Source organism: Desemzia sp. C1 (assembly GCF_020882875.1).
Classification (GTDB): domain Bacteria; phylum Bacillota; class Bacilli; order Lactobacillales; family Carnobacteriaceae; genus Desemzia; species Desemzia incerta.
This window is the reverse complement of the sequence record NZ_JAJIZP010000003.1, coordinates 338,833-361,490: the sequence shown is the minus strand read 5'-3', so window position 1 is coordinate 361,490 and position 22,658 is coordinate 338,833. Positions and strand designations below refer to the sequence as shown.

General features: G+C 39.9%; 18 protein-coding genes and 1 tRNA gene. 14 read left to right on the top strand and 5 right to left on the bottom strand.

Annotated features, from left to right (window positions below; translation table 11 throughout):
* Positions 1–213 precede the first annotated feature (213 nt).
* Together LMF32_RS02125 and ltrA are read left to right on the top strand one after the other, a co-directional pair.
* A complete protein-coding gene (locus LMF32_RS02125; protein WP_092479332.1) occupies positions 214–1,605 on the top strand; it encodes an L-cystine transporter in 1,392 nt (463 codons plus the stop codon).
* A gap of 529 nt (positions 1,606–2,134) precedes the next feature.
* Positions 2,135–3,448: a group II intron reverse transcriptase/maturase gene (ltrA, locus tag LMF32_RS02120; RefSeq protein ID WP_230523695.1), complete on the top strand. Its 1,314-nt coding sequence runs from the start codon at positions 2,135–2,137 to the stop codon at positions 3,446–3,448.
* A gap of 464 nt (positions 3,449–3,912) precedes the next feature.
* On the opposite strand, the gene LMF32_RS02115 is transcribed toward ltrA, so the two are convergent.
* Genes LMF32_RS02115 through LMF32_RS02105 form a run of 3 tightly spaced genes read right to left on the bottom strand, consistent with a single transcriptional unit; the run spans position 3,913 to position 6,726 of the window.
* Positions 3,913–5,139, bottom strand: coding sequence for an ABC transporter permease (locus LMF32_RS02115; RefSeq protein WP_230523694.1), 1,227 nt, complete (start codon positions 5,137–5,139; stop codon positions 3,913–3,915).
* A gap of 17 nt (positions 5,140–5,156) precedes the next feature.
* A complete protein-coding gene (locus LMF32_RS02110; protein ID WP_092479334.1) occupies positions 5,157–5,846 on the bottom strand; it encodes an ABC transporter ATP-binding protein in 690 nt (229 codons plus the stop codon).
* A 13-nt stretch (positions 5,847–5,859) separates the two neighbouring features.
* The gene (locus LMF32_RS02105; protein ID WP_188204321.1) at positions 5,860–6,726 is read right to left on the bottom strand and encodes an HlyD family efflux transporter periplasmic adaptor subunit; all 867 of its coding nucleotides are present in this window, start codon (positions 6,724–6,726) and stop codon (positions 5,860–5,862) included.
* 173 nt (positions 6,727–6,899) lie between these two features.
* On the opposite strand from LMF32_RS02105, the gene LMF32_RS02100 reads away from it, so the two are divergent.
* From LMF32_RS02100 to LMF32_RS02085, 4 genes are all read left to right on the top strand, one after another.
* Entirely contained in the window at positions 6,900–7,628 is a 729-nt protein-coding gene (locus LMF32_RS02100) for a metallophosphoesterase (protein ID WP_188204320.1), read from the top strand.
* A gap of 124 nt (positions 7,629–7,752) precedes the next feature.
* Entirely contained in the window at positions 7,753–8,724 is a 972-nt protein-coding gene (locus tag LMF32_RS02095) for an ABC transporter ATP-binding protein (protein ID WP_188204319.1), read from the top strand.
* Entirely contained in the window at positions 8,724–10,241 is a 1,518-nt protein-coding gene (locus tag LMF32_RS02090) for an ABC transporter permease/substrate-binding protein (RefSeq protein ID WP_230523693.1), read from the top strand. The genes LMF32_RS02095 and LMF32_RS02090 overlap by 1 nt, the downstream gene beginning before the upstream one ends.
* Before the next feature lie 78 nt (positions 10,242–10,319).
* Complete coding sequence (locus LMF32_RS02085) at positions 10,320–11,144, top strand: metallophosphoesterase (RefSeq protein ID WP_230523692.1); 825 nt, start codon at positions 10,320–10,322, stop codon at positions 11,142–11,144.
* Between the two features lie 102 nt (positions 11,145–11,246).
* Here LMF32_RS02085 and LMF32_RS02080 read toward each other — a convergent pair whose 3' ends face one another.
* On the bottom strand, positions 11,247–11,660 hold the full coding sequence (locus tag LMF32_RS02080) for a hypothetical protein (RefSeq protein WP_230523691.1): 414 nt from the start codon (positions 11,658–11,660) through the stop codon (positions 11,247–11,249).
* Between the two features lie 284 nt (positions 11,661–11,944).
* On the opposite strand from LMF32_RS02080, the gene LMF32_RS02075 reads away from it, so the two are divergent.
* From LMF32_RS02075 to LMF32_RS02065, 3 genes are all read left to right on the top strand, one after another.
* Entirely contained in the window at positions 11,945–14,125 is a 2,181-nt protein-coding gene (locus LMF32_RS02075; RefSeq protein ID WP_230523690.1) for a Tex family protein, read from the top strand.
* Positions 14,126–14,145: 20 nt separating this feature from the next.
* Positions 14,146–14,616, top strand: coding sequence for a SprT family protein (locus LMF32_RS02070; protein ID WP_230523689.1), 471 nt, complete (start codon positions 14,146–14,148; stop codon positions 14,614–14,616).
* A gap of 93 nt (positions 14,617–14,709) precedes the next feature.
* Complete coding sequence (locus tag LMF32_RS02065) at positions 14,710–16,122, top strand: glycoside hydrolase family 55 protein (RefSeq protein WP_230523688.1); 1,413 nt, start codon at positions 14,710–14,712, stop codon at positions 16,120–16,122.
* A gap of 44 nt (positions 16,123–16,166) precedes the next feature.
* Here the strand turns inward: LMF32_RS02065 and LMF32_RS02060 are convergent, their stop codons facing one another.
* Positions 16,167–17,399, bottom strand: coding sequence for an MFS transporter (locus LMF32_RS02060; protein ID WP_092479344.1), 1,233 nt, complete (start codon positions 17,397–17,399; stop codon positions 16,167–16,169).
* A gap of 501 nt (positions 17,400–17,900) precedes the next feature.
* Between LMF32_RS02060 and pyrF the strand changes: the two genes are divergently transcribed.
* The 5 genes from pyrF (at position 17,901) to LMF32_RS02035 (ending at position 22,628) form a co-directional block, all read left to right on the top strand.
* The gene (pyrF, locus tag LMF32_RS02055; RefSeq protein WP_230525059.1) at positions 17,901–18,611 is read left to right on the top strand and encodes an orotidine-5'-phosphate decarboxylase; all 711 of its coding nucleotides are present in this window, start codon (positions 17,901–17,903) and stop codon (positions 18,609–18,611) included.
* Positions 18,612–18,613: 2 nt separating this feature from the next.
* Positions 18,614–19,246, top strand: coding sequence for an orotate phosphoribosyltransferase (gene pyrE, locus LMF32_RS02050; RefSeq protein ID WP_230523687.1), 633 nt, complete (start codon positions 18,614–18,616; stop codon positions 19,244–19,246).
* Between the two features lie 126 nt (positions 19,247–19,372).
* Complete coding sequence (locus tag LMF32_RS02045; RefSeq protein ID WP_230523686.1) at positions 19,373–20,782, top strand: ISLre2 family transposase; 1,410 nt, start codon at positions 19,373–19,375, stop codon at positions 20,780–20,782.
* Between the two features lie 218 nt (positions 20,783–21,000).
* Positions 21,001–21,084: transfer RNA gene (locus tag LMF32_RS02040), tRNA-Leu, on the top strand.
* Between the two features lie 197 nt (positions 21,085–21,281).
* Positions 21,282–22,628, top strand: coding sequence for an FAD-dependent oxidoreductase (locus LMF32_RS02035; protein ID WP_230523685.1), 1,347 nt, complete (start codon positions 21,282–21,284; stop codon positions 22,626–22,628).
* Positions 22,629–22,658: the final 30 nt, after the last annotated feature.

Here is a 22,658-nt window from a genome sequence, read left to right as displayed (position 1 = left end):
AAAAGACCAGCTTCTATTTTAAGAAGTTGGTCTTATTTGTCTGATTCGATTGCTTTTTCAGGCAAAAACAGTTACTATTTATAAGTCACTGAAATTTTTACTATTGAATTTCAGGACTGCCAGTCGGAAAGCTAGGCAGTCTGGGACCTTTAATCTTATGATATAACATTGCTTGCCAGTCATAGGGAAGCGGCCATTAAAGGGAGGATTTATATGACAGTAGTATCAATTATTTTAGTTTTATTATTATTTATCGCTGTTTTGTTTGGTTTATGGAAAATGCAAGCGAAACATGTGAAATTTTCAACTCGTGTTTTTACAGGTTTAGGAGCAGGGGTAGTATTTGGAGGACTGCTGCAGCTGATTTTTGGAGCTGACGGTGCAGTTACTACAGAAGCTATCAGCTGGATCAATATCGTAGGTCAAGGATATGTAAGATTCTTGCAAATGTTAATCATGCCATTGATCTTTGTTTCTATTATCGGAGCGTTCACTAAAATTGAAACGAACAAAAACTTAGGAAAAATCAGTACTTCAGTATTGACTACATTATTAGCGACAACAGCAGTCTCTGCTTTGATCGGTATGGGTAGTGTAATGTTGTTCAACTTAGACGGAGCTGAATTTGTCCAAGGAACAGCAGAAACAGAACGTATTGAACAAATCACAGAAACTTCAGCACAAGTTGCTGATTTATCTATTCCGGAACAAATTGTCAACTTTATTCCAAACAACTTTTTCGCAGATTTAGCTGATTCAAGAGATACAAGTACAATTGCAGTGGTTATCTTCTCAGCATTTGTCGGTATTGCTTACATGGGGATTTCTAGAAAAGACCCTGAAAATGCATCATTCTTCAAAAAAATCATGGATAGCTTATATACTATCGTTATGCGAATCGTAACATTAGTTTTACGTCTGTCACCTTATGGTATTTTTGCTTTAATGACAAAAATGTTAGCTACAAGTGATTTCAATGCATTAGTAAACTTAGGTGTTTTTGTAATTGCTTCTTATGCAGCAATCATCGTGATGTTCATCATCCACATGTTGATTTTGACTGGATTCAAAGTCAGCCCGATTGCTTATTTGAAAAAAGCATTGCCAGTATTGAGCTTTGCATTTACTTCTCGTTCAAGTGCAGGAGCTTTGCCATTAAATATTGAAACACAAACGAAAGCATTAGGTGTGGATAGTGCATCAGCAAACTTCTCTGGATCATTCGGATTGTCGATTGGTCAAAATGGATGTGCTGGTATCTACCCTGCAATGTTGGCAACGATTGTTGCACCAACTGTAGGAATCGACATCTTCAGTCCAGCTTACATTTTAACTTTGATGGCAGTTGTGACGATCAGTTCATTTGGAGTTGCTGGAGTCGGTGGAGGAGCAACATTTGCTGCTTTGATCGTTCTAGGAGCTATGGATCTGCCAATCGCAATCGTTGGATTGTTGATCTCTGTTGAACCAATCATCGATATGGCTCGTACAATGTTAAACGTAAATGACAGCATGATTGCTGGAGTAGTTTCATCTAGAGTCATCAAGACATTAGATGAAGACGTATTAAACAACGACGAAGCTATCGTAACTAGCGAATACTAATTTAAATCAAGCTGAGATGCCCAACAGGTATCTCAGCTTTTTTGTTGTGCGCCCAGCATGGGCGATAACTTGGTGGTGAAAGTCCACTACAGGCTTGGCAGTAGGAACTGTTAGCTGAAGGCAAGGGTGTCCACCGTGAGGTGGAATCTGAAGGAAGCTGAAAGCAAATACTCGCACTGACGAACAGAAATCTCATATGGAGGCTGGATTGGGACGGACGAGCTTGCAACACAAAGCAAAGTCCAATACTGCACGAATCCCATTTAGTAAATGAGGCAGTGACATGAGTGGAAGGTTATCGCACCTTACCTGGGGAGGTCTGTCTAGCGATAAAAACTATCGTAGTAACAACGAATAGACAGAAGTCAGCAGAGGTCATAGTAGGGAAAATGTACTGAAGGACCGAACAATATTCATACAAAGTATAGATTGGAGGTTAGAGGATACGTTAACTACAGAAAACAACCGAGCGGTTGGCATTCTACAGAGGGACAAGGTGGAACCGAAAGAGTATGTAGATGTGTAGAGTATGCCTCTAGGTAATATGAAGGAAATGTATCGTAAGTCTCCATCGTTGATGGAGCTCGTTGTAAGTAAAGACAATTTACTCGCAGCTGCAAAAGCGGTCAGACGCAATAAAGGCGCAGCTGGAGTAGATGGAATGACGGTTTGGGAAGTAGAAGAACATATTGAAGAGTTTTATTTGCCGTTAAGGCAGAAACTTTTGGATGGTACTTACAAACCCAAGCCAGTCAAACGAGTAGAAATTCCAAAGCCTGACGGAACGAAGCGTAAACTAGGAATACCATGCGCACGTGACCGAGTGGTACAACAAGCCATCAGACAAGTGATTGAACCGATTATCGACCCTCAATTTCTTCCTCAAAGTCATGGGTTCCGACCAGGAAAAGGAACACACACAGCATTAAAACAATGCGTAGCGTACTATGAAGAAGGTTATAAAGTGGTGGTGGATTGTGACTTAAAACAATGTTTCGATACGCTTAATCATGATAAGTTGATGTACCATCTTGAACAGTTTATTCAAGATAAGGCGATTCTTAAGGTTATCCGTAAGTTCTTGATGAGTGGTGTCATAGACCTGTCTGGCGAATTCGTAGAAAGTAAAACAGGCGCACCGCAAGGAGGCGTATTATCGCCCCTTCTCAGCAATGTCTACTTACATGAACTGGATAAAGAACTTGAGAAAAGAGGACATCATTTTGTACGATACGCAGATGACTTCGTCATTTATGTAAGAACAAAACGAGCAGGAGAACGTGTACTAGAAAGTGTATCTCGTTTTATTGAAAGAGATCTCAAGCTGATTGTCAATACAGATAAAAGCAAAGTTGGCTCACCTACCCGTTTAAAGTTCTTGAGCTGTCTGATGAAACAAGTGAATGGAACTTGTCGTTTTATACCTACCAAAGAAGCTAAAAAGAAATTTAGAGCAGAATTAAAACGACGAACCAGTCGCAAACGTCCTGGGGATTTCAAAACTATTCTAAATGAAATCAACCAAGTAACAAGAGGATGGATTGGTTACTTTGGATTAGGGTTCATTAAATCTTTTATTCAGAAAGAAATAGAACCTTGGATACATCACAGAATCAGACAGCTTATTCTCAAAAGATGGAAACTACCAAAAACAAAAATAACGAAGTTATTAAAATATGGATTAAATTTAGATAGTGCCAAAAGAATCGGTTATTCCAGAAAGAAATACTGGAGATTATCTAAATCACCAGAGGTTCACTGGGCCCTTACAAACGAAAGACTCCACCACTGGGGCTTAGTATCCCTAAGCGAAATGGTAGAGTCTGCTTACGCAAGATATTGAACCGCCGTATACGGATCCGTACGTACGGTGGTGTGAGAGGTCGGAGCCGTGAGGCTCCTCCTACTCGATTTATTTATCATCTTCTAGCGTTGGCAAGGAAATATCCTCCGGGAATTTCTAGGGATAATTTTCTAATGAACTGAACCAAAAACTTAGTTTTTACTCATCATTCATAAATGTTTTAGAATTCGTTATCTGTACAAATTCAATCGAGAAATGCTGGGCCGAAAGGATAAGAAATTTGCGTTACTTTAAAGTGGTAAATGAAGAAGAAAAGGGTACGTAAATACAAGTTATGTACCCAAAATCGGAAAAACAACGTAAAAAGGGCACGCAAAGCTAATTTGCGTGCCCTTTATTCAAGTTTTTAGCTAGAATCGGCACGTAAACCTCAAATTCCGATTCTAAAGGATAAAAAAGAGGTGTCTATGACGAGTACATAGATACCTCTTTAAAAGTAAATCTTATTCGTATCTTAAAGCTTCGATTGGATCTAATTTGGCAGCTTTACGGGCCGGGTAGATTCCAAAGAAAATACCAACGGCACTCGAGAAGAAGAGCACCAATAAGACTGAACCGAGTGTAATATTTGGCACGATATTTAAAGCATTAGAGACTCCCGTTGCCAATCCGATACCTAAAATCAGACCGATGATTCCGCCAATCAAACAAAGGATAACAGATTCCATTAGGAATTGAACCAATATCGTTCCTGTAGTAGCACCTAAAGCTTTACGAGTACCGATTTCACGAGTACGTTCCGTAACAGAAACGAGCATGATATTCATAACTCCAATACCGCCTACCAGTAAAGCAATAGCGGCTACTGCTGCGATAAAGTTGATAAACAAACTCAATACTTGATCCACTTGATCTAAAGCTTGTAAGAAGTTGGTTGCTGAGTACCAATTTTCTCCAACCGCATCATGACGAGTTTCCAAAATACGCACGATCTGTGTTGAAACTGATTCGATAGCATCTTTGCTGGAAACTTGAACGGTCAAACTTTCTAAACCGCCGATGTTAGGATCCAGTTTTTCCATCGTTGTTAAAGGGAGTGCAGTATATACAGGCATTTGGCTTAAATCAAATGAACCCTGCAAATCTTGAAAAGTTCCTTCAACGACACCAATGACGGTTAAATCTAATTGGTTTCCAGACTCTCCATCAAGACTGATTTGTTCGCCTAAAACATCTGTACGTCCGTTAAATAAAGCAGAAGCTGTATCTTCACTAATGACGACAACATTTTTACCGTCCGCATAATCAGTCTCATTGAAGTATCTCCCGTGGACGATCGTACTTTCCATAGTTTGGTTTGTGTACTGAAGGTCAGGCGTACCATAAGAAACAACTGATTGCCGGCTTTCAAAATCTGAACTCACACTTGTAAAAGTTGTGGCGTCAGGAGAGATACGTTCGATTTCCGGAATAGCATTTTTCAATGCCATAATATCATTTTCTGTAATAGCCTCATCATCAGTGGCTTCTTCCGTTACTGACAACGAAATCGTAGAAGCTCCAAGATTGTTGAATGTCCCGGTGATTTCTTCGGTGGCTCCATTCCCGACACCTAAAATAGCAATAACAGCAGCTATCCCAATAATGATTCCCAACATGGTTAGAAAGGAGCGCATTTTATTGGCCATAACACTATCGATCGCCATTTTAAAATTTTCACTAAAATTCAAAGCGTAACAGCTCCTTTCTAAACTAATTTTTGTTCTTGCAGATGGTCATTTTGAATTTCTCCATCTTTGAATAAAACGATTCGTTTTGTGTATTCAGCAACTTCTGGTTCATGAGTGACCATAACGACAGTAGTCCCTTCATTATTGATCTCTTGGAAAATACGCATGATCTCTAAAGTTGTTTTGGAATCCAAGTTACCCGTAGGCTCATCCGCCATCAACACGGAAGGTTCATTGACGATGGCACGAGCAATCGCAACACGTTGTTTTTGTCCACCAGATATTTCATTGGGACGGTGTTTTACTCGATTGCCTAAGCCAACCCGCTCCAAAGCTTTCATTGCTCGCTCGCGGCGTTCTTTTTTAGGAACGTTTGCATAAACCATCGGCAATTCTACATTTTCAAGGATAGTCATACGAGGCATCAAGTTGAAAGATTGAAAGACGAACCCGATTTCTTTGTTTCGTACATGAGCACTTTCATTGTCAGACAAATTGCTGACATCTTGACCATTTAAAAAGTACGTTCCGCCATCAAAACGGTCCAGCAAACCCAAAATATTCATCATTGTAGATTTCCCTGAACCACTTGGTCCCATGATTGAAGTAAATTCTCCATCTTTTATCGTTAAAGTAATATTGTTTAGGGCAGTAAGAGATTCACCGCCAGTATGATACGTTTTAGTGATTCCTTTAATTTCAATCAATGTTATCTACCCTCTATTCTTTTTCTTGAGTTGTTACAGTGATTCCATTTTTGACATCTTCGCTTGGAGAAAGAACAACCATTTCATCAGCTGATAATCCGGATAAAACTTCCACTTTTGTAGCAGATTGGATGCCGATTTCGACTGGTTTAGATTTGATAACGTCATTTTCTACAGTGTATACGAAAGGCTCATTATTGTTATCGTATACTAGCGCTTCGATAGGAATCGTCATAGCATTTTCAGATGTATTCGTTGTGATCTCAACATCGATATCAAAGCCTGCAATCAGATCTTCAGGATTTTCATCAAATGAAACCACAGCATTTAATAATTGAGTGTTTCCTGTAGCACCAGGAGTACTTGTAGCTACAGGGGCGACTTTTGAAACTTTACCAGAGTAAGTTTGGTCTCCGCTTGTCAATGTAGCTTTTTGATCAGCTTTAACTAATGGAGCATCCGTTTTCGTTAATTGAATAGCTACTTCTAATTGAGATAAGTCAGCTAATACGACTGCTGGAGTTCCCGTTTGTGTACTCGTATCAGGTTCGCCTTCAGTAGCGTTGACTGCTGTAACTGTTCCTGAAAAATTAGCTTCAATAGGTACACCGCTGAATGAGATCAGTGTATCGCCTTCTTCAACTGTATCGTTGACTGCAACCGGCAGATCTGAGACCGTTCCTTGACCATATACTTCTTGTGTTTCTCCAGGTTCAACCATTCCGGTCAAATTCAATGTCTCATTGATGGTTTCTTCTGTTACTTTTCCTGTACGGACAGACAGCGCCTCTTCTTCGTTATTTGCGAAAATAACCGTGTATCCAATAAAGGCAACCGCTGCAATCGCAACCAGAATACCAATAATTTTTTTCCAATTCATTTCAAAACTTCCTTTCACTATCTATTAATGTACATACTTCCTTATTATAGAGTGAAAATAGAGTGCTGTCTATTGTAGTGCCTAATCTTAAGAATTAATTTAAAGTCTAATTTTTAACCTATTTCGTAAATTTCTGTATAATTAGAGTATCAAAATAAGAGAGGCGTTGCTTTATGAAACAAGACGTTTTTGTCATCGGAGACATTCATGGAGAAATCACCTTGTTTAAAGAAATGCTGAAGTACTGGGATGAGAAGACACAACAACTGGTATTGATTGGTGACTTGGGAGATCGGGGGGAAAATCCAAAAGAATGCTTTCAGTTAGGGTATCAATTAGTCAATGAGAAGGGAGCTGTCTGTTTAAAAGGAAACCATGAGGACATGCTGCTGCGTTTTTTGCATGATCCAGAAGAAAATTATTCCCTTTACGCTCTAAACGGGGGGTTAAAGACAATCGAGACTTTTTTGCATACAGGCGCTGAAGCAGAATATTCTCCAACAGAGATGGCCAGTATGATCAAAAGTCATTATCCTTGGTTAGAATCTTTTTTAGAAAATTGTTTTCTTTATTTTGAATGGAACGATTACATCTTTGTTCATGGCGGAGTAGATTTGTCTAAAAAAGATTGGAAGAAAACCTCTGATGAGGATTTCGTATGGATCAGGGAAGGCTTTTATGACCAACATAATCACACAGGTAGAAAAATCGTGTTCGGACATACGATCACGCCTATGTTATATGGAGACAACCAAACGACTGATTTATGGGTCAAAGAGGATTTGATCGGTATTGATGGAGGAGCCGTTTACGGAGGAACGTTGCATGGGGTACATTTTGATCGAAGCGGGATCGTACAGGATTATCGAATCGACAACCAAGCAAAAAAATTATGGCAATGATGGAAATTGTGTAAAACCCCAGAAATTCTTGTTTTAAAACGTTTGGAGTTTCTGGGGTTCTTGACGAGTAATAATAAAAGACGTTTATGGAACAACATTATAGAAGAAACTAAAGGAGAACATTATGATTCTATTTGAAAATGTATCTAAAGAATATCAAGAAAATAAGCCAGTAGTTTCAGAATTAAACTTCGAAATTCAAGATAATGAATTTTTTGTCCTTATTGGGCCAAGCGGAAGCGGAAAGACTACGACGTTAAAAATGATCAATCGACTGATTTCGTTGACGAAAGGCTACATTCGCATCAATGGAAAAATGATCAGTGAATACAAACTGAATGAACTGAGATGGAACATTGGGTACGTTTTGCAGCAAATTGCGTTATTGCCGCATATGACGATAGAAGAAAATATTACAATTGTGCCGGAAATGAAAAAATGGTCCAAAGATGAAATGAAAGATAGAGTGACAGAGTTGCTGGAAAGTGTCGGATTAGACCCGGATACTTACCGCAATAGGAAGCCTTCTGAGTTGTCAGGAGGAGAACAGCAGCGGATCGGAATCGTTCGGGCGTTGGCAGCTGATCCGGATATTATTTTGATGGATGAACCGTTCAGTGCTCTTGATCCCATCAGCAGAGCAGGCCTTCAACAAGATTTGTTGGAGATGAAAAAGAAACTGAATAAGACAATCGTTTTTGTGACCCATGATATTAGTGAAGCATTGTTATTGGGAGATCGGATCTGTCTGTTCAATAAAGGGAAAGTTGTGCAAATTGGTACTCCAAAGGAAATCGTCCAACAACCTGCAGATGACTTCGTGAGATCATTTTTGAAAGCTGGAAATGTACAGCCGAAATACCAAAAAACAGTAGCAGATGTGATCCAAAGAGGTTATATAAATAAAGAACTTACATTGCCAGTCAATGAGACCATTGTGACAGTGACAGATCCAATCGAAAAATTGATGACCGTTTTGTCTATGCAAACTGAAGTTGCGGTGGTCGATGACCAAGTCGATGTTTTGGGAACTATTTCGCAACAACAATTTCTTTCGTACCTGTCTCAAAATATGCAGGAAGGGGAGAATGAATAATGCAGACTTTTATCGATACATTAATAGAACGAAAAGACCAATTGTTATCTACAGTGATTGAACACATTCAACTTTCATTAATCGCCTTATTGATCGCTGTTTTTATCGCTATCCCAGTAGCAATCGCGTTGACCTATCGCAAAAAACTCGCTAATCCAGTCATACAAGTCACAGCTATTTTCCAAACGATTCCTTCGTTAGCTTTACTAGGACTATTGATTCCCTTAGTAGGAATCGGTCGGGTGCCTGCAACGATTGCATTGGTGATGTATGCCTTGCTTCCAATTTTAAGGAATACATACATCGGTATTGCAGAGATTAATCCTTCCTTGATCGAAGCAGCCGATGCAATGGGGATGAATGCCTTCCGCAAATTGATTAAAGTACAAATCCCAATGGCTTTACCGGTCATCATGGGCGGGATCCGCAATGCAATGGTGTTGATTGTTGGAACAGCAACGATTGCTTCACTGATTGGTGCCGGAGGATTGGGAGATCTGATTTTGCTGGGAATCGACAGAGGGGATAATGCTTTAATTTTATTAGGAGCTATACCAGCTGCTTTACTGGCTATTTTATTCGATATCTTGTTGGGGATATTAGAAAAAATATCCTTCAAAAAATCTTTGTGGATCTTAGGTGTTGGGGTTCTGCTTATTTTGATAGTATTTATCAGTTCACTTTTTTCGAATAACGAAGAAAAAATCGTTATTGGCGGAAAGTTAGGTGCAGAACCAACGATTTTGATGCATATGTATGAAGACTTAATTGAAAGTCAAACAGATATCTCTGTGGAATTGGAGCCTAATTTAGGGAAAACAACGTTCAACTTCAATGCGCTACAATCTGGAGATATTGATATTTACACAGAATACACTGGGACTGTGTTAGCAACTTTTTTAAATGAGCCGCTTGATTCATCTGATGGAGAAGCTGTTTATGAACAAGCTGCAACCGGTCTAGAAGAACAGTATGATATGACATTGTTAGAACCGATGGCATTCAATAATACGTATGTATTGGCTGTCACAGAAGAAATGGCAGAACAATATGAGTTAGAAACGATTTCTGATTTGATTCCTATTGCTGATGAAATCAAAGCTGGTTTTACATTAGAGTTTTCTGACCGCCAAGATGGTTATTTAGGGATACAAGAATTGTATGGATTAACATTTGAAAATATGGAAACTATGGAACCGAATATCCGCTACCAAGCTGTAGAAACAGGAGATGTGAATTTGGTAGATGCGTATTCCACAGACAGTGATATCGAGAAATATGGGCTGGTCCAGCTAGAAGATGATCAAGGACTTTTCCCTCCATATCAAGGCGCTCCTTTGTTATTGATGGAAACGTTAGAAGAATACCCAGAACTGGAAGAGATTTTAAATCAACTGGGTGGGAAAATAACGGACGACGAGATGCGTAAAATGAATTATGCAGTAGATGTTGAAGGCAAATCAGAAGATGAAGTAGCCAATGAATTTCTGATTCAAACGAATTTATTGGAAGAATAAAATCATCTGGCATTTATTGTCTGAATGAGATAGGCTGATAGAAGCGAGTGATATAAAAAGAAGTAAAGGACGTAATATATGAAGATAGGCGTTATTTCGGATATCCACATTGATTCAAATAAAAAAGTCGTTCCTGAAGGCAGCACATTTGCAGAAATTCTAGGCAATCAACTTAACCAACAGCAAATAGAATTGTTGCTGTTGGCTGGAGATATCAGCAGCGACTATCTGTTGTCTCAACAGTTTATAGACGAATTGAAAAGCCAAACGAAGTGTCGGATTTTATTTGTCCCGGGGAATCATGATTACTGGTCTAGGAAAAACGGCGAAGAAGATACGAATAAAATCTACCAATTCTTCAAAGCAAAACCAGAAAGTGTATTAGAAAGACCTTATATCATCAATGATGAGTGGGCGGTAGTAGGAAATTCCGGTTGGTACGATTACGGTTATGCAGATGGTGATCAGTATACAGAAGAAGATTTTGACCGTATGAAATACCGTGTAGGAGCTTGGAATGACAAGTACTATGTTCATTGGAATGAAGGGAATCAAGCAGTCGCACAATGGATGATGGATAAAATCGAAGAGGATATGAAAGCTGTCGGGGACAGAAAAGTAATTCTAATGACGCACGTTGCCATGCATCCGCAATTTGTCATCCCTTTGCCGCACAGGATTTATGATTATTTTAATGCTTTTTTAGGCAGTTCGTCTTATGAATGGCTGTATACTAAATATCCGATCAAATACAGTATCATGGGGCATGTTCATTTTAGAAAAACGATTCGGGATGAAGAGAGAACCTACATTACTGCTTGTTTAGGCAATAAAAAGCATTGGGGAAAAAAGGACTTAGCAGCAGAAATCAAACGGACCATGGTGACGTTTGAAATTGAATAAATCAATCAAAAAAAGCAGCAAATCTAATTTAGACTTGCTGCTTTTTTAAGTGTATGAATTTATCTCTATTCTTTATGTTGAAATTTAATTTTTCTATACACATTAAGGAGCAAAACCGTAAAAAGTTAACATAAAGAGGATATATCCTAAAGCGATTATTCCCGATATTATAACGATAGCTCCAATATTGATCACATATTTCAAAGAAACCAAATAGATATCTGCTTTCATTATGAAGTTTCTAAACAGGAGTATCAAGGTTACTCCTAGAGGAATAAACAACAAAAAATACAATGTAGCTAAACCATTGTAGTAGAGGCTTATTCCTTGGTTAGGCAAAGATGTTTTAAAAAATAGAGAAAAACCTAGTAGAAATGCAATAAAGACTAAATTGACTACAACAGAATAAAGACGAAACGGCTTTTTGTATCGGCTGGGTAATTTAAGACCGAAAGAGATTGAAACGCAGATAATAGAAATGGCGACTGCAACGATAATATTTAATGGAAACTGCATATGGATCCTCCTTGATTGTTTTAATAGCTGGATTCATTATATAACAAAAATCATTTTATAAATAGCAACAAACAGTATACATGGCGCAACCATAGGCTTACATTTTCTTTTTAAATGCGTAAACACATTGTTGATCAAAGATGTATGACCTAACTCAAACTGTTGGGTAAAGCCCACCTGCTTGTTAGGATTTTCTTACAACTTAAAGCCTAAACGGTTTGCTCCACTCTCTTGTCTTTTATGATAAAATAGGGTGTATGTGTTTTATAGAGAGGGAGATAGTAATGGTTGAAATGAATGGAAATCGTGTATTAGAATTGTTGAATGCTGAATTGACGGCATACTCAAAAAAACAAATTACTACCGTATTGAACCTGTTAAAAGAGGGGAATACAGTTCCTTTTATTGCTCGTTACCGTAAAGAAATGACTGGAACATTAGACGAAGTACAAATTCGTGAGATTGAAGAGAGACATGCCTACTTAGAGACTTTAGAAAAACGTAAAGTAGATGTCCTAAAAACGATTGAAGAACAAGGCAAACTGACGCCTCAACTTGAAAAAGAAATCAAACAAGCAGATAAAATGCAGCTGGTAGAAGATTTGTATCGTCCTTACAAACAAAAACGTCGGACAAAAGCGACCATTGCAAAAGAAAAAGGACTTGGTCCGTTAGCAGACTGGTTATTAACTTTTCCAAAAACAGATGTAACAGCAGAAGCTGAAACATACATCAATGAAGAACAAGAAGTCTTAACAGCTGAAGATGCTCTGGCAGGAGCACACGAAATTTTAGCCGAGACATTTGGTGATGAACCTGATTATCGTCAATGGATTCGTGATTTCACGTTCAATAATGGACGTGTTGTTTCTACGGTCAAAGACGAGGAAGCAGATGAAAAAGGCGTTTTTGAAATGTACTATGACTACAGCGAACCCATTAAATCAGTGGTATCGCATCGAGTTTTAGCAATGAATCGTGGGGAAAAAGAGAAAATATTGAAAGTCGCTTTAGAAGTGGATGAAGAGCAAATATTTGCTTATTTAACAAAGCAAATCGTCAAAGATCCATCTGCAACATCAGCTCCTTACCTTCAAGAAGCTTATATGGACAGCTATAAACGATTTATCGGACCAGCGATTGAACGGGAAATTCGTTCGTCGTTGACGGAAGCAGCAGATGAACAAGCTATTGCCATCTTTGGTGAGAACCTGCGTAACTTGCTATTGCAACCGCCTTTGAAAGGGAAGGTCGTTCTAGGCTTTGACCCCGCTTACCGTACAGGCTGCAAATTGGCTGTGGTGGATGCCACTGGAAAAGTGTTATCCATTGATGTGATCTACCCGCATAAACCAGCTGGTGCTAGACAGCGTGAAGAAGCAGCTGTTCATTTTAGAAAATTAGTTGAGACATATGATGTAGAGATGGTGGCTATCGGAAACGGAACAGCCAGCAGAGAATCAGAATCCTTCGTAGCGGAAAACTTGAAACAAGTTGACCGAGAAGTGTATTACGTCATCGTCAATGAAGCTGGAGCATCTGTGTATTCAGCCAGTGAAGAAGCAAGGAACGAATTCCCTGATCTGGAAGTAGAAAAGAGAAGTGCAGTCAGCATCGGACGTCGTTTGCAAGATCCTTTAGCTGAATTAGTGAAAATCGATCCTAAATCTGTTGGAGTTGGACAATACCAGCATGACGTTTCTCAAAAACTTTTGGAAGAACAGTTGGACTTTGTTGTGGAAACAGCTGTTAACCAAGTTGGTGTAAATGTGAATACCGCTAGTCCTTCATTGTTGCAGCGTGTAGCCGGTTTGACGAAAACAACGGCTAAAAACGTTGTAGCTTATCGTGAAGAGAACGGCAGCTTTGAAAAGAGAAATCAATTGAAGAAGGTTCCTCGTTTAGGACCTAAAGCTTACGAACAAGCGATTGGATTCTTGCGGATTATTGGTGGAAAGAATGTACTGGACAATACAGGCATTCACCCGGAATCTTATGCAGAAGCAGAGCAAGTCTTAGAGTACGCTGGATTGACGTTGAAAGACGTCGGAACAGAGGCTGCTAAAGAAGCTTTAGCTAAAGTGGATATCGCTGAACTTTCAGATAAAACTGGGTTAGGAAACGAAACCTTAAAAGATATTCTGGATGCCTTAGTAAAACCAGGTCGAGATTTACGTGACGATATGGCTGCGCCTTTACTGCGTCAAGATGTCTTGTCTATGGAAGATATCCAACCTGGGATGAAGATGGAAGGTACAGTTCGTAACGTAGTTGACTTTGGAGCGTTTGTGGATATTGGAGTCAAACAAGACGGATTGGTTCACATTTCCAAATTGAGCAATCGTTTTGTCAAGCATCCAACCAATGTGGTTGCTGTAGGAGATATCGTAACAGTATGGGTAGATCAAATCGATGTCAATAAAGGACGTATTTCTTTATCGATGATTGACCCTCAGAAAGCCTAAATTTAGGAGGTGTTCAACAAATGAGTACGGAGGAGTTGCAACAGTTAGTAGAAGAGGTTTCTCTGACTTATTTTAACGCACCTTTTCAACATCAAGCTATTTTTAATCAGCGATTGAAAACAACTGGCGGACGTTACCATTTTGCCACGCACCATTTAGACTTTAATCCTAAGATCTTAGAAGTTTTCGGAGAAGAAGAGTTCTTAGGTGTTGTGAAACATGAGTTGTGCCATTATCATTTGCATTTGTCGGGTAAAGGGTATAAGCATAGAGACCGTGACTTTAAAGAGTTGTTGAAACAAGTTGGCGGGTCTCGGTTCGTGCAGTCATTGAGGGAACCGAAACCGGAAAAGACCTATTGGATCTATGAATGCAAGAAGTGTCAGCAAAAGTTGTATCGACAAAGAAGGTTTAATACCAGCCGCTACATTTGTGCAAAATGTAAAGGAAGTTTCCAGTTGATGACAACGGAAAAAACAACAGTAGAATAAAAAGTTTAAAGAGGCGAGGCAGATAAAAAGATGCTGCTCGCCTCTTTTGCTACAATAAGGACAATGAGAATGCCCAGAAAGGAAGCGAAGAGTATGGCGGATATCGGTTTGGAAAATGAACGATTGATTATGGAAAAGTTGCCTGAGTATATAGATCCAGTTAAGAAAAAACAAGCTCTTCAAGAAACAGAAAAAATATTTCGCTCATTGGAAGATATGCCTCAACGTTCCAAGAAGTGGCAAGACTTTTTGTATATGCCTTTGCTTACGAAACCTAAAACAGACTACCATTCAGTTGTGCCGGTCACGATTGAGAAAAGCAACCGTGTTCGTCCATACTGGAAAAGCTTGCTGCAACAGACTCTCACACCTTTGGATGAATTCGAACTTGTTTCAGTAGCTGATTACGGAGCTGTCGGTGATGGAGAAACGGACTGTACAGAAGCTTTTAAAGCAGCCATCGGAAAAGGAAACCGCAGAGTGTTCGTCCCTGCAGGAGTTTACCGCATACGCGGGTTAAAGCTCCCCTCCTATACAGCATTGATCGGATCCGGAGTCGAGCGTACGACATTAAAACTGGCTGACGGAGCACCGAAGAAAGAAAAACTGATCACAAATCAGAACTATGTTAAAGGAAATCAATATTTGAAAATTTCTGATCTGACACTGGATTGGAATGTGGAGAGGCTGTCTAAAAACGAGAACACTTCAGCCGGTGGAACGTCTTCAAGCGGTATAACCTTAGCTCATGTGCAATTTGCGTGTATTCAACGTGTGAAAATCATCAATCCCGGATTGCATGGAGTTGATATTACTTCCATTCGATACAACTATTTTGGCGATGGCAGGCGGTCTGTTTTGGGCAGCCGTTTTGTCTGGGTGGATCAGGTCGAAGCTAGCGGATTTGGAGATGATGGTATCACGACGCACCACAGCGATGATGTCTGGATCTCTAATAGTTATTTGCACCACCCGAGTGGAAGAGCGCATGAAAAAGGCTACTCAAACTCTAATGGAATTGAAGTGGATGACGGATCTCAGCATGTGGTTTTATCCAATAATCGCACCGCTTACTGTTTTGGTGGAGTCGAAATCAAAGCGCATGCCACCAGCTCTGCTGCATCAGACACTCAAATCATCGGACACTATTCAAAACAGGATAACCGAGCCTATAATTTTCGACACATCGGTCATCATCGAGATGAAGATCGATATTCGCAATCTGCTTACAGCATCCGAGCGACTTATTTAGTAGCGGATTCCCCACAAAAAACAGAGTTGTACGTTGGGTCAACACCGCGAGCGTTAGTCGTTTCAGCTTATCAAAAAGTGGCTGTTCATCATTTTGCTGCGATAGAAACCAGCCTTGAAAAAGATCCGATAGCCGTTTCAGTTCAGTATCGAGCTAATCAAGTTCGATTGAAGAATGTGCAGTTAAAAGGATACGAACGAGCTGGAAATCCAATCAGAATTGCTAGAACAACTGAGAACATAAAAATCGAATAAAAAAAGATTCCCTTTTGACGAAGGGAATCTTTTTTTTGTTGAGATTAAGCTTTGACAGGTTTAGTGGCAATTGATTTGTAGGCTTCAGGTTTAAGACCAGGAATCGTCAGCATGATCGTGAAGCTTGCGAGATATAAAACGGAGAGGAATCCCATAACGATCACTAAGCTGTAATTGTCCATCAGAAAACCAATTACAAGTGAAGAGAATCCGCCGATTGCTCGACCTACGTTCAGTACTGCATTATTAGCAATAGAATGGATGCGAGCGGGGTAAAGCTGACTCACGATAGCGCCATACCCTGGAAACATCCCATTCACGAAGAATCCTACGAATGCTCCGCCGAATAAAAGGGTCAGTTGGCTGTTTGCATAAACGAATAAGAATACCGATGCTGCTGAGATCAAAAGGAAAACGGCGAAAATATTACGCGGACCAAATTTGTCCAGCAAACGGCCGAACGTCAGCATCCCAGCGCACATTCCGGCAATTGTAACGACCATCCATAATGACGATCCGGTAACAGTCAAACCGATTTGTTGCTGCAAAATGGAAGGCAGCCAGTTCATTAATCCGAAGTAACCGGCGATTTGGACGGTTGTCATAAACATCAGTGAAAGAGTAGTGCGTGTTAGTTCTTTAGTTTTAAACAATTCTTTTAGAGAAGGTTTTTCTTTATTGATCTCTTCAGTAGACGCCATCAGTTCAAACTCTCCGTCTAGTGAAGTGTGCAGCCAAATGACCAGTAGGATAGGAATCAAACCGAATAAGAATAAGGCTCTCCAACCGAACAGCGGGATCATGGCACCTGCCAATAAAGCTGCAGCGATGGAACCAATTTGCCCAGCGACTCCGTTCCAAGATGACATCACGCCTAATTTTTCTGGAGGGGAGACTTTAGCGATGATACTAATGGCGATCCCGTATTCTCCACCAGCTCCGATTCCTGCGATGAAGCGAAGAAGACAAACCCAGAAGAACGAATCAGCAAAAAACAAAGCGGCGGTAGCGAGTGAAAAAATGATGATGGACCATTTGAACAACTTCAGGTTGCCTCTGCGATCGGCTAAAACTCCGAATACCAAACCGCCAAGCAGCATACCGAGGTTGGTGATGGTAGAAATAAACCCTCCTTGCGTCCCTGTAATACCAAGATCTGTGATGATAGAAGACAAAGCGAATGACAAAAACATGACATTCAAATCGTCCATCCCAGAACCGGCTAAGGCAGCAAAGAGGGCTTTCTGTTTATTTTTGGGCATAGTTGTACTAGCCATAACGACATCTCTCCTTAAAATGGATGCTCTCTGTCATCCTTTATTTTAGTTCCAACACAGTATAGCCATTATTTTTTGATCTGGCAAGTATTTTTTTTGCATTGACATCTGCAAATCGATTCGCTAAGATTAGACACAATGAAAATAAATGATTTCCTTAATTGAGTCCTGTGAGGCTGAAAGGAAGTGCGGAAAAGTACGGATATCCTAGCGCTCCTATGCCCTTTTTTACATGCAGGAGCGCTTTTTTTGCTGCAAAAACGTATTTTTAACCTTAGCAGATGAGTTTATCGGCCATCAGCATCCCTGCATGGTGCTTCATGGAAGTAATTTCTTGATAACTCAGCCATGAGCGACAATTCAGACCGACTCATGGCGGAAAGCGAACAGGAATTCAGCCATAAGGATCCACTTTCAGTCCTTCATGGCCAATAATTTTATTTTTCAAGCATTCAAAAGAGTTTTACCAACAAATCAACTGACCATGGAGGCTAGAACGTGCTGACAACAAAACCTATTATCGCATTAGATGTTTCTTCAAAAGAAGAGGCAACAGATTTTTTGAAAAAATTTGATCAAGAATCATTGTGTCTAAAAGTCGGGATGGAACTTTACTACAGCGAAGGTCCGCAACTGATTCGAGAACTGAAAGCAGCAGGTCACCAATTATTTTTGGATTTAAAGTTACATGATATCCCAAATACAGTTTACAGTGCTATGAAAGTGCTGGCTAAGTTGGAAGTAGATATGGTCAATGTGCATGCGGCTGGCGGAAAAGAAATGATGGCAGCTGCACTAAAAGGGTTGGAAGAAGGAACTCCAGCAGGGAAAAACAGACCCCTATTGATTGCTGTGACGCAATTGACTTCTACGACAGAACACCAAATGCAAGAAGAACAGCTGATTGAAAAAACGTTGGATACTAGTGTAGCTCACTATGCAAAATTAGCTGAAGAAGCAGGGTTGGATGGTGTAGTCTGTTCTGCATTTGAAGTCCCAAAAATTCATGAAACTACCACAAAGTCGTTTTTATGTGTCACTCCAGGAATCAGACCTGAAGGAGACAAAGTGGGTGATCAAAAACGAGTTGCGACGCCAGAATTTGCCCATAAAGCAGGTGCGTCCCACATCGTTGTAGGGCGTCCAATCACAAAAGCAACGGATCCAGTAACAGCTTATACAAACATTACACAACAATGGAGAGGGGAATAACTATGGAACAAGCCGAAAAAATTGCAGATTTACTACTAGAATGCGAGGCTGTCAGTTTAAATCCGAAAGAGCCCTATACTTGGGCCAGCGGTATCAAAAGCCCTATCTATTGCGATAACCGAATCACGTTGAGCTATCCAGCTGTACGAAAAGAAATTGCTAAGGGATTAGCAGATATCATTCGAAAATTTTATCCAGAAACAGAAGTCATCGCAGGAACAGCAACGGCAGGGATTCCTCATGCAGCTTGGGTAGCAGAAGAGTTGGATTTGCCCATGATCTATATCCGCAGTAAAGCTAAAGGACATGGCAAACAAAATCAAATCGAAGGACGTTTAACCGAGGGGCAGAAAGTAGTGTGTATCGAAGATTTGATTTCAACAGGCGGAAGTGTGATCGATGCAGCATCTGCTGTCCAACAAGCAGGAGGCGCGGTATTAGGATGTGCAGCGATCTTTAGTTATCAGCTGGATGCAGCAATGGATAATTTTCGAAAAGTTGATTTGCCGATATATACATTATCTAATTACTCTGCCTTGATCAAAGCAGCCGTTGAAAAAGGGATTATCAAATCTGAAGACAAAATGTTGTTGAACGAATGGCGAGATGATCCAGCTGAATGGGGAAGAGCTTAAAAAACGTTTATCGTATGTGTAAAATAGTTCTCGAGAGCCAATAATTTTACTGGAAAAAAGAAAGAAGGCACTTTATCATAAATGTATGCTTTGCACGGCAAATACATAAATGAAAGAGGCCTTCTTATGGATAAGATTATATCAAAGGTTTATCAAATAATAAAGGATTCAAGCAATTTAATAGATACAGAGGAAGCTATTCAAGTCTACATGTATGATGTGTTCGCTCAGTTAATGGGTCAGATTTTGTCGAACTTCAACGAAGTGATCAAAGAGGAAAAACAACGTGAAGGTTGGAAAGTAAAACGAGCAGATTGGAAAACGGTTCAATTTATTTTCGGTCCCGTTCGGTACCGGCGTACGCTAATGGTGGATACTAATAATCAGAACCATTATCCACTAGATGAATGGTTAGGCATTCGAAAATATCAACGCCATAGCCCACTAGTAGAAGTAAAAGTGTCAGAGTTGGTGAGTAAAGCTACTTATCGAGATACCGCAGCTATTCTAAACGAATGGACGGCCATTACGCTGAGTCATCAAACAGTCGGCAGTCTTCTTAAACGCGTTGGAGCAGCACAATCACGTGAGGATGAAGAAAATGTATTGGAACTAGAAGAAGCCACGGAGTTGCCCGAAGGAAAAAAGGTGGACTATTTTTACGCCGAAGCGGATGGGGTTTTTGTACGTGGGACAGAAAAGAAAAAAAGCTTAGAAGTTCGTCATGCCATCCTTTACGAAGGCTGGGAGAAAAACGGAAAGCGCGTCTCTTTAAAAGAACCCAAAGCCATCATGACGACTAAAAAAACCGCTGGTTTTTGGGCAGAAGTTCAAGCCTTTACAGCGAGCCGTTATTCGTTGCAGCAAGCTCAAATCATTACCAATAGTGACGGTGGACAAGGGTATACCGCAGACAAATTCCAAGAAGCTTTTTCTCAATCGAACTATCCTGTTTTAAATCAACTAGACTCTTATCATGTCTTCCAAGGCTTAAACCGCGCGTTTGGATCGCAAACTAACGTTTTTAAACAGCATGTCCGTCAAGCATTAAAAACGCATGATTTAGATGAATTAACTATTTGGTTGGATACGTATGAAAGTACATTAGACGAGACACCGGCAGTGGAAAAATTGAATACGTTCAGAACATACGTATTACGGAATTGGGATCGGATTTTCGACTGGCGTGAAAAAGCAGAACAAGTGCCGAAGGACGCAAGAGGTTTAGGCGCAATGGAGTCGAATCAACGGCATATTTCTTTTCGAATGAAAAAACGTGGGATGCATTGGAGCGCAGAAGGCTGTGAAGCTATGGTAAAAGTAAAACAAGGCATGTTCAATCACACCTTACGCGAAGCCTATCTTCATCAGCAAAATAGAAGTACTCGGCAACAACGCAAGTTGAAACAAACGGTTCGTTTATCGTCGTTATTGCATGAGAAAACACGGCAATCAGTTGGTGCAAAGAATGGGACGATTCCATTATATGCCTCTCGTTCATCAGCAATAGGACAATTAATTAAAAGTTTTCGTTAATTCCTGTCTTATGGGAGAAGGTTCCTGGTTTTAGGAACGTTCTTCCATAAGATGGGCCAGCAAACGGTGGAGCCGTGCGGTAGCTGACAAGTGTACAAAAATAGAGTGCCTAAACTAGCGGAGTAATAGGACGCTCGAGAAAAACTTGACACAAACCGTTTATCAGGATGCCTTTACAATTTTTTGCAACACTGGTAAAATAATCAGTGTTGTGACATGCGGTTGTGGCGGAATGGTAGACGCGCTGGCTTGAGGGGCCAGTGGGAGAATCTCCCGTGGAAGTTCGACTCTTCTCAGCCGCATATATATACGGAACTGATAGGTCCTATTAATTAGTCTAATAGCTAATTAAAGGGGCTTTTTTTGTTTATATACCAACGTTTAATTCGTTTATTTTTAATTTTCCACTAATAATTTTATATGCATATCATTTTATAAAAATTCAGATTAGTGATATGGTACACTTTGTAATAAAAAATTATTATTGGGGGCATTTTAAATGAAAGTTATTGTCGTAGGAACATCACATGCTGGTTATGAAGCCATTCAGACATTGATAAAAGAACAACCAGACGCTGAATTGCATTTGTACGAACGTGGAGACACAGCATCGTTCTTGTCTTGTGGAATCCAAAGTTATTTAGAAGGGATCGCAGAATCTCTTGATAGCTTACACTATGCAACAGAAGATTCATATATCGAGCAAAACGTTAACGTACATATGAATAGTGATGTTGTTGGGATCAATCCAGAAGCTAAAACGATTACGGTAAAAACAACCGATGGAGAAACTGAAGAAAGTTATGACAAATTGATCATCTCTCCAGGTGCAATGCCAGTTCGTATTCCTATTCCTGGTACTGACTTAGACAATATTTTCTACGTACGTGGCCGTAACTGGGCTGAAAAAGTTAAAAACCGCATGAATCACTCGAAAAAAGCTGTTGTTGTAGGTGGAGGATACATTGGTATTGAGGTTGCTGAAGCCTTTACTAAAGCAGGTATCGAAACAACGGTCATTGATTCTCTTGATCGAGTATTGAACACTTATTTAGATAAAGAATTTGTAGATGTATTAAACGAAAATATGGAACAAAATGGATTGACTGTCCGTACAAGTGAAATGGTTAAAGAAGTTATTGGAGAAAACGGAACTGTTACTAAAGTCATTACAGATAAAGGTGAATACGAAGCAGATACAGTAATTATGGCTGTAGGTGTTCGTCCAAATACAAAATGGTTGCAAGGCATCGTTGAATTGAATCAAGACGGAACAGTAGTAGTTGACGAGTATTTAGAAACGTCTGCAAAAGACATCTATGCAATGGGAGACGCGACTAAGATTCCATTTGCTCCAAACCATGGTTCTAAATTGATTGCTTTAGCTTCAAACGCTCGTCGCCAAGGTGTGATTGCAGCTAAGAACATTATGGAGAAAAAAGTTAAAATGCCGGAAGTTTCTGGAACTTCAGGATTAACGTTGTTTGATTACAAGTTAGCTTCTACAGGTGTAAAAGATATTGATCAAGATTCAATTGATGCTGAAGTAGAAAGTACATTCGTAGTGGAAAACATTCGTCCTACATTTATCGATGACGAAAAAGTAATGATGAAGATTCACTTCGAAAAAGAAAGTCACCGTATCGTAGGGGCACAATTGATGTCGACTTACGATGTGACAGCTTCAATCAATGTAATTTCTGTAGCGATTTCTTCTGGCTGGACATTAGAGCAATTAGAGTTTGCTGATTTCTTCTTTCAACCAGGATTCAACCGCCCATGGAACTACTTGAACGTTCTAGCGCAAAAAGCTTTAGACGGTAACTTTGATAACGAGAAACTGTAAAAAATAAACACAAAAATAGCGTTAAACTGA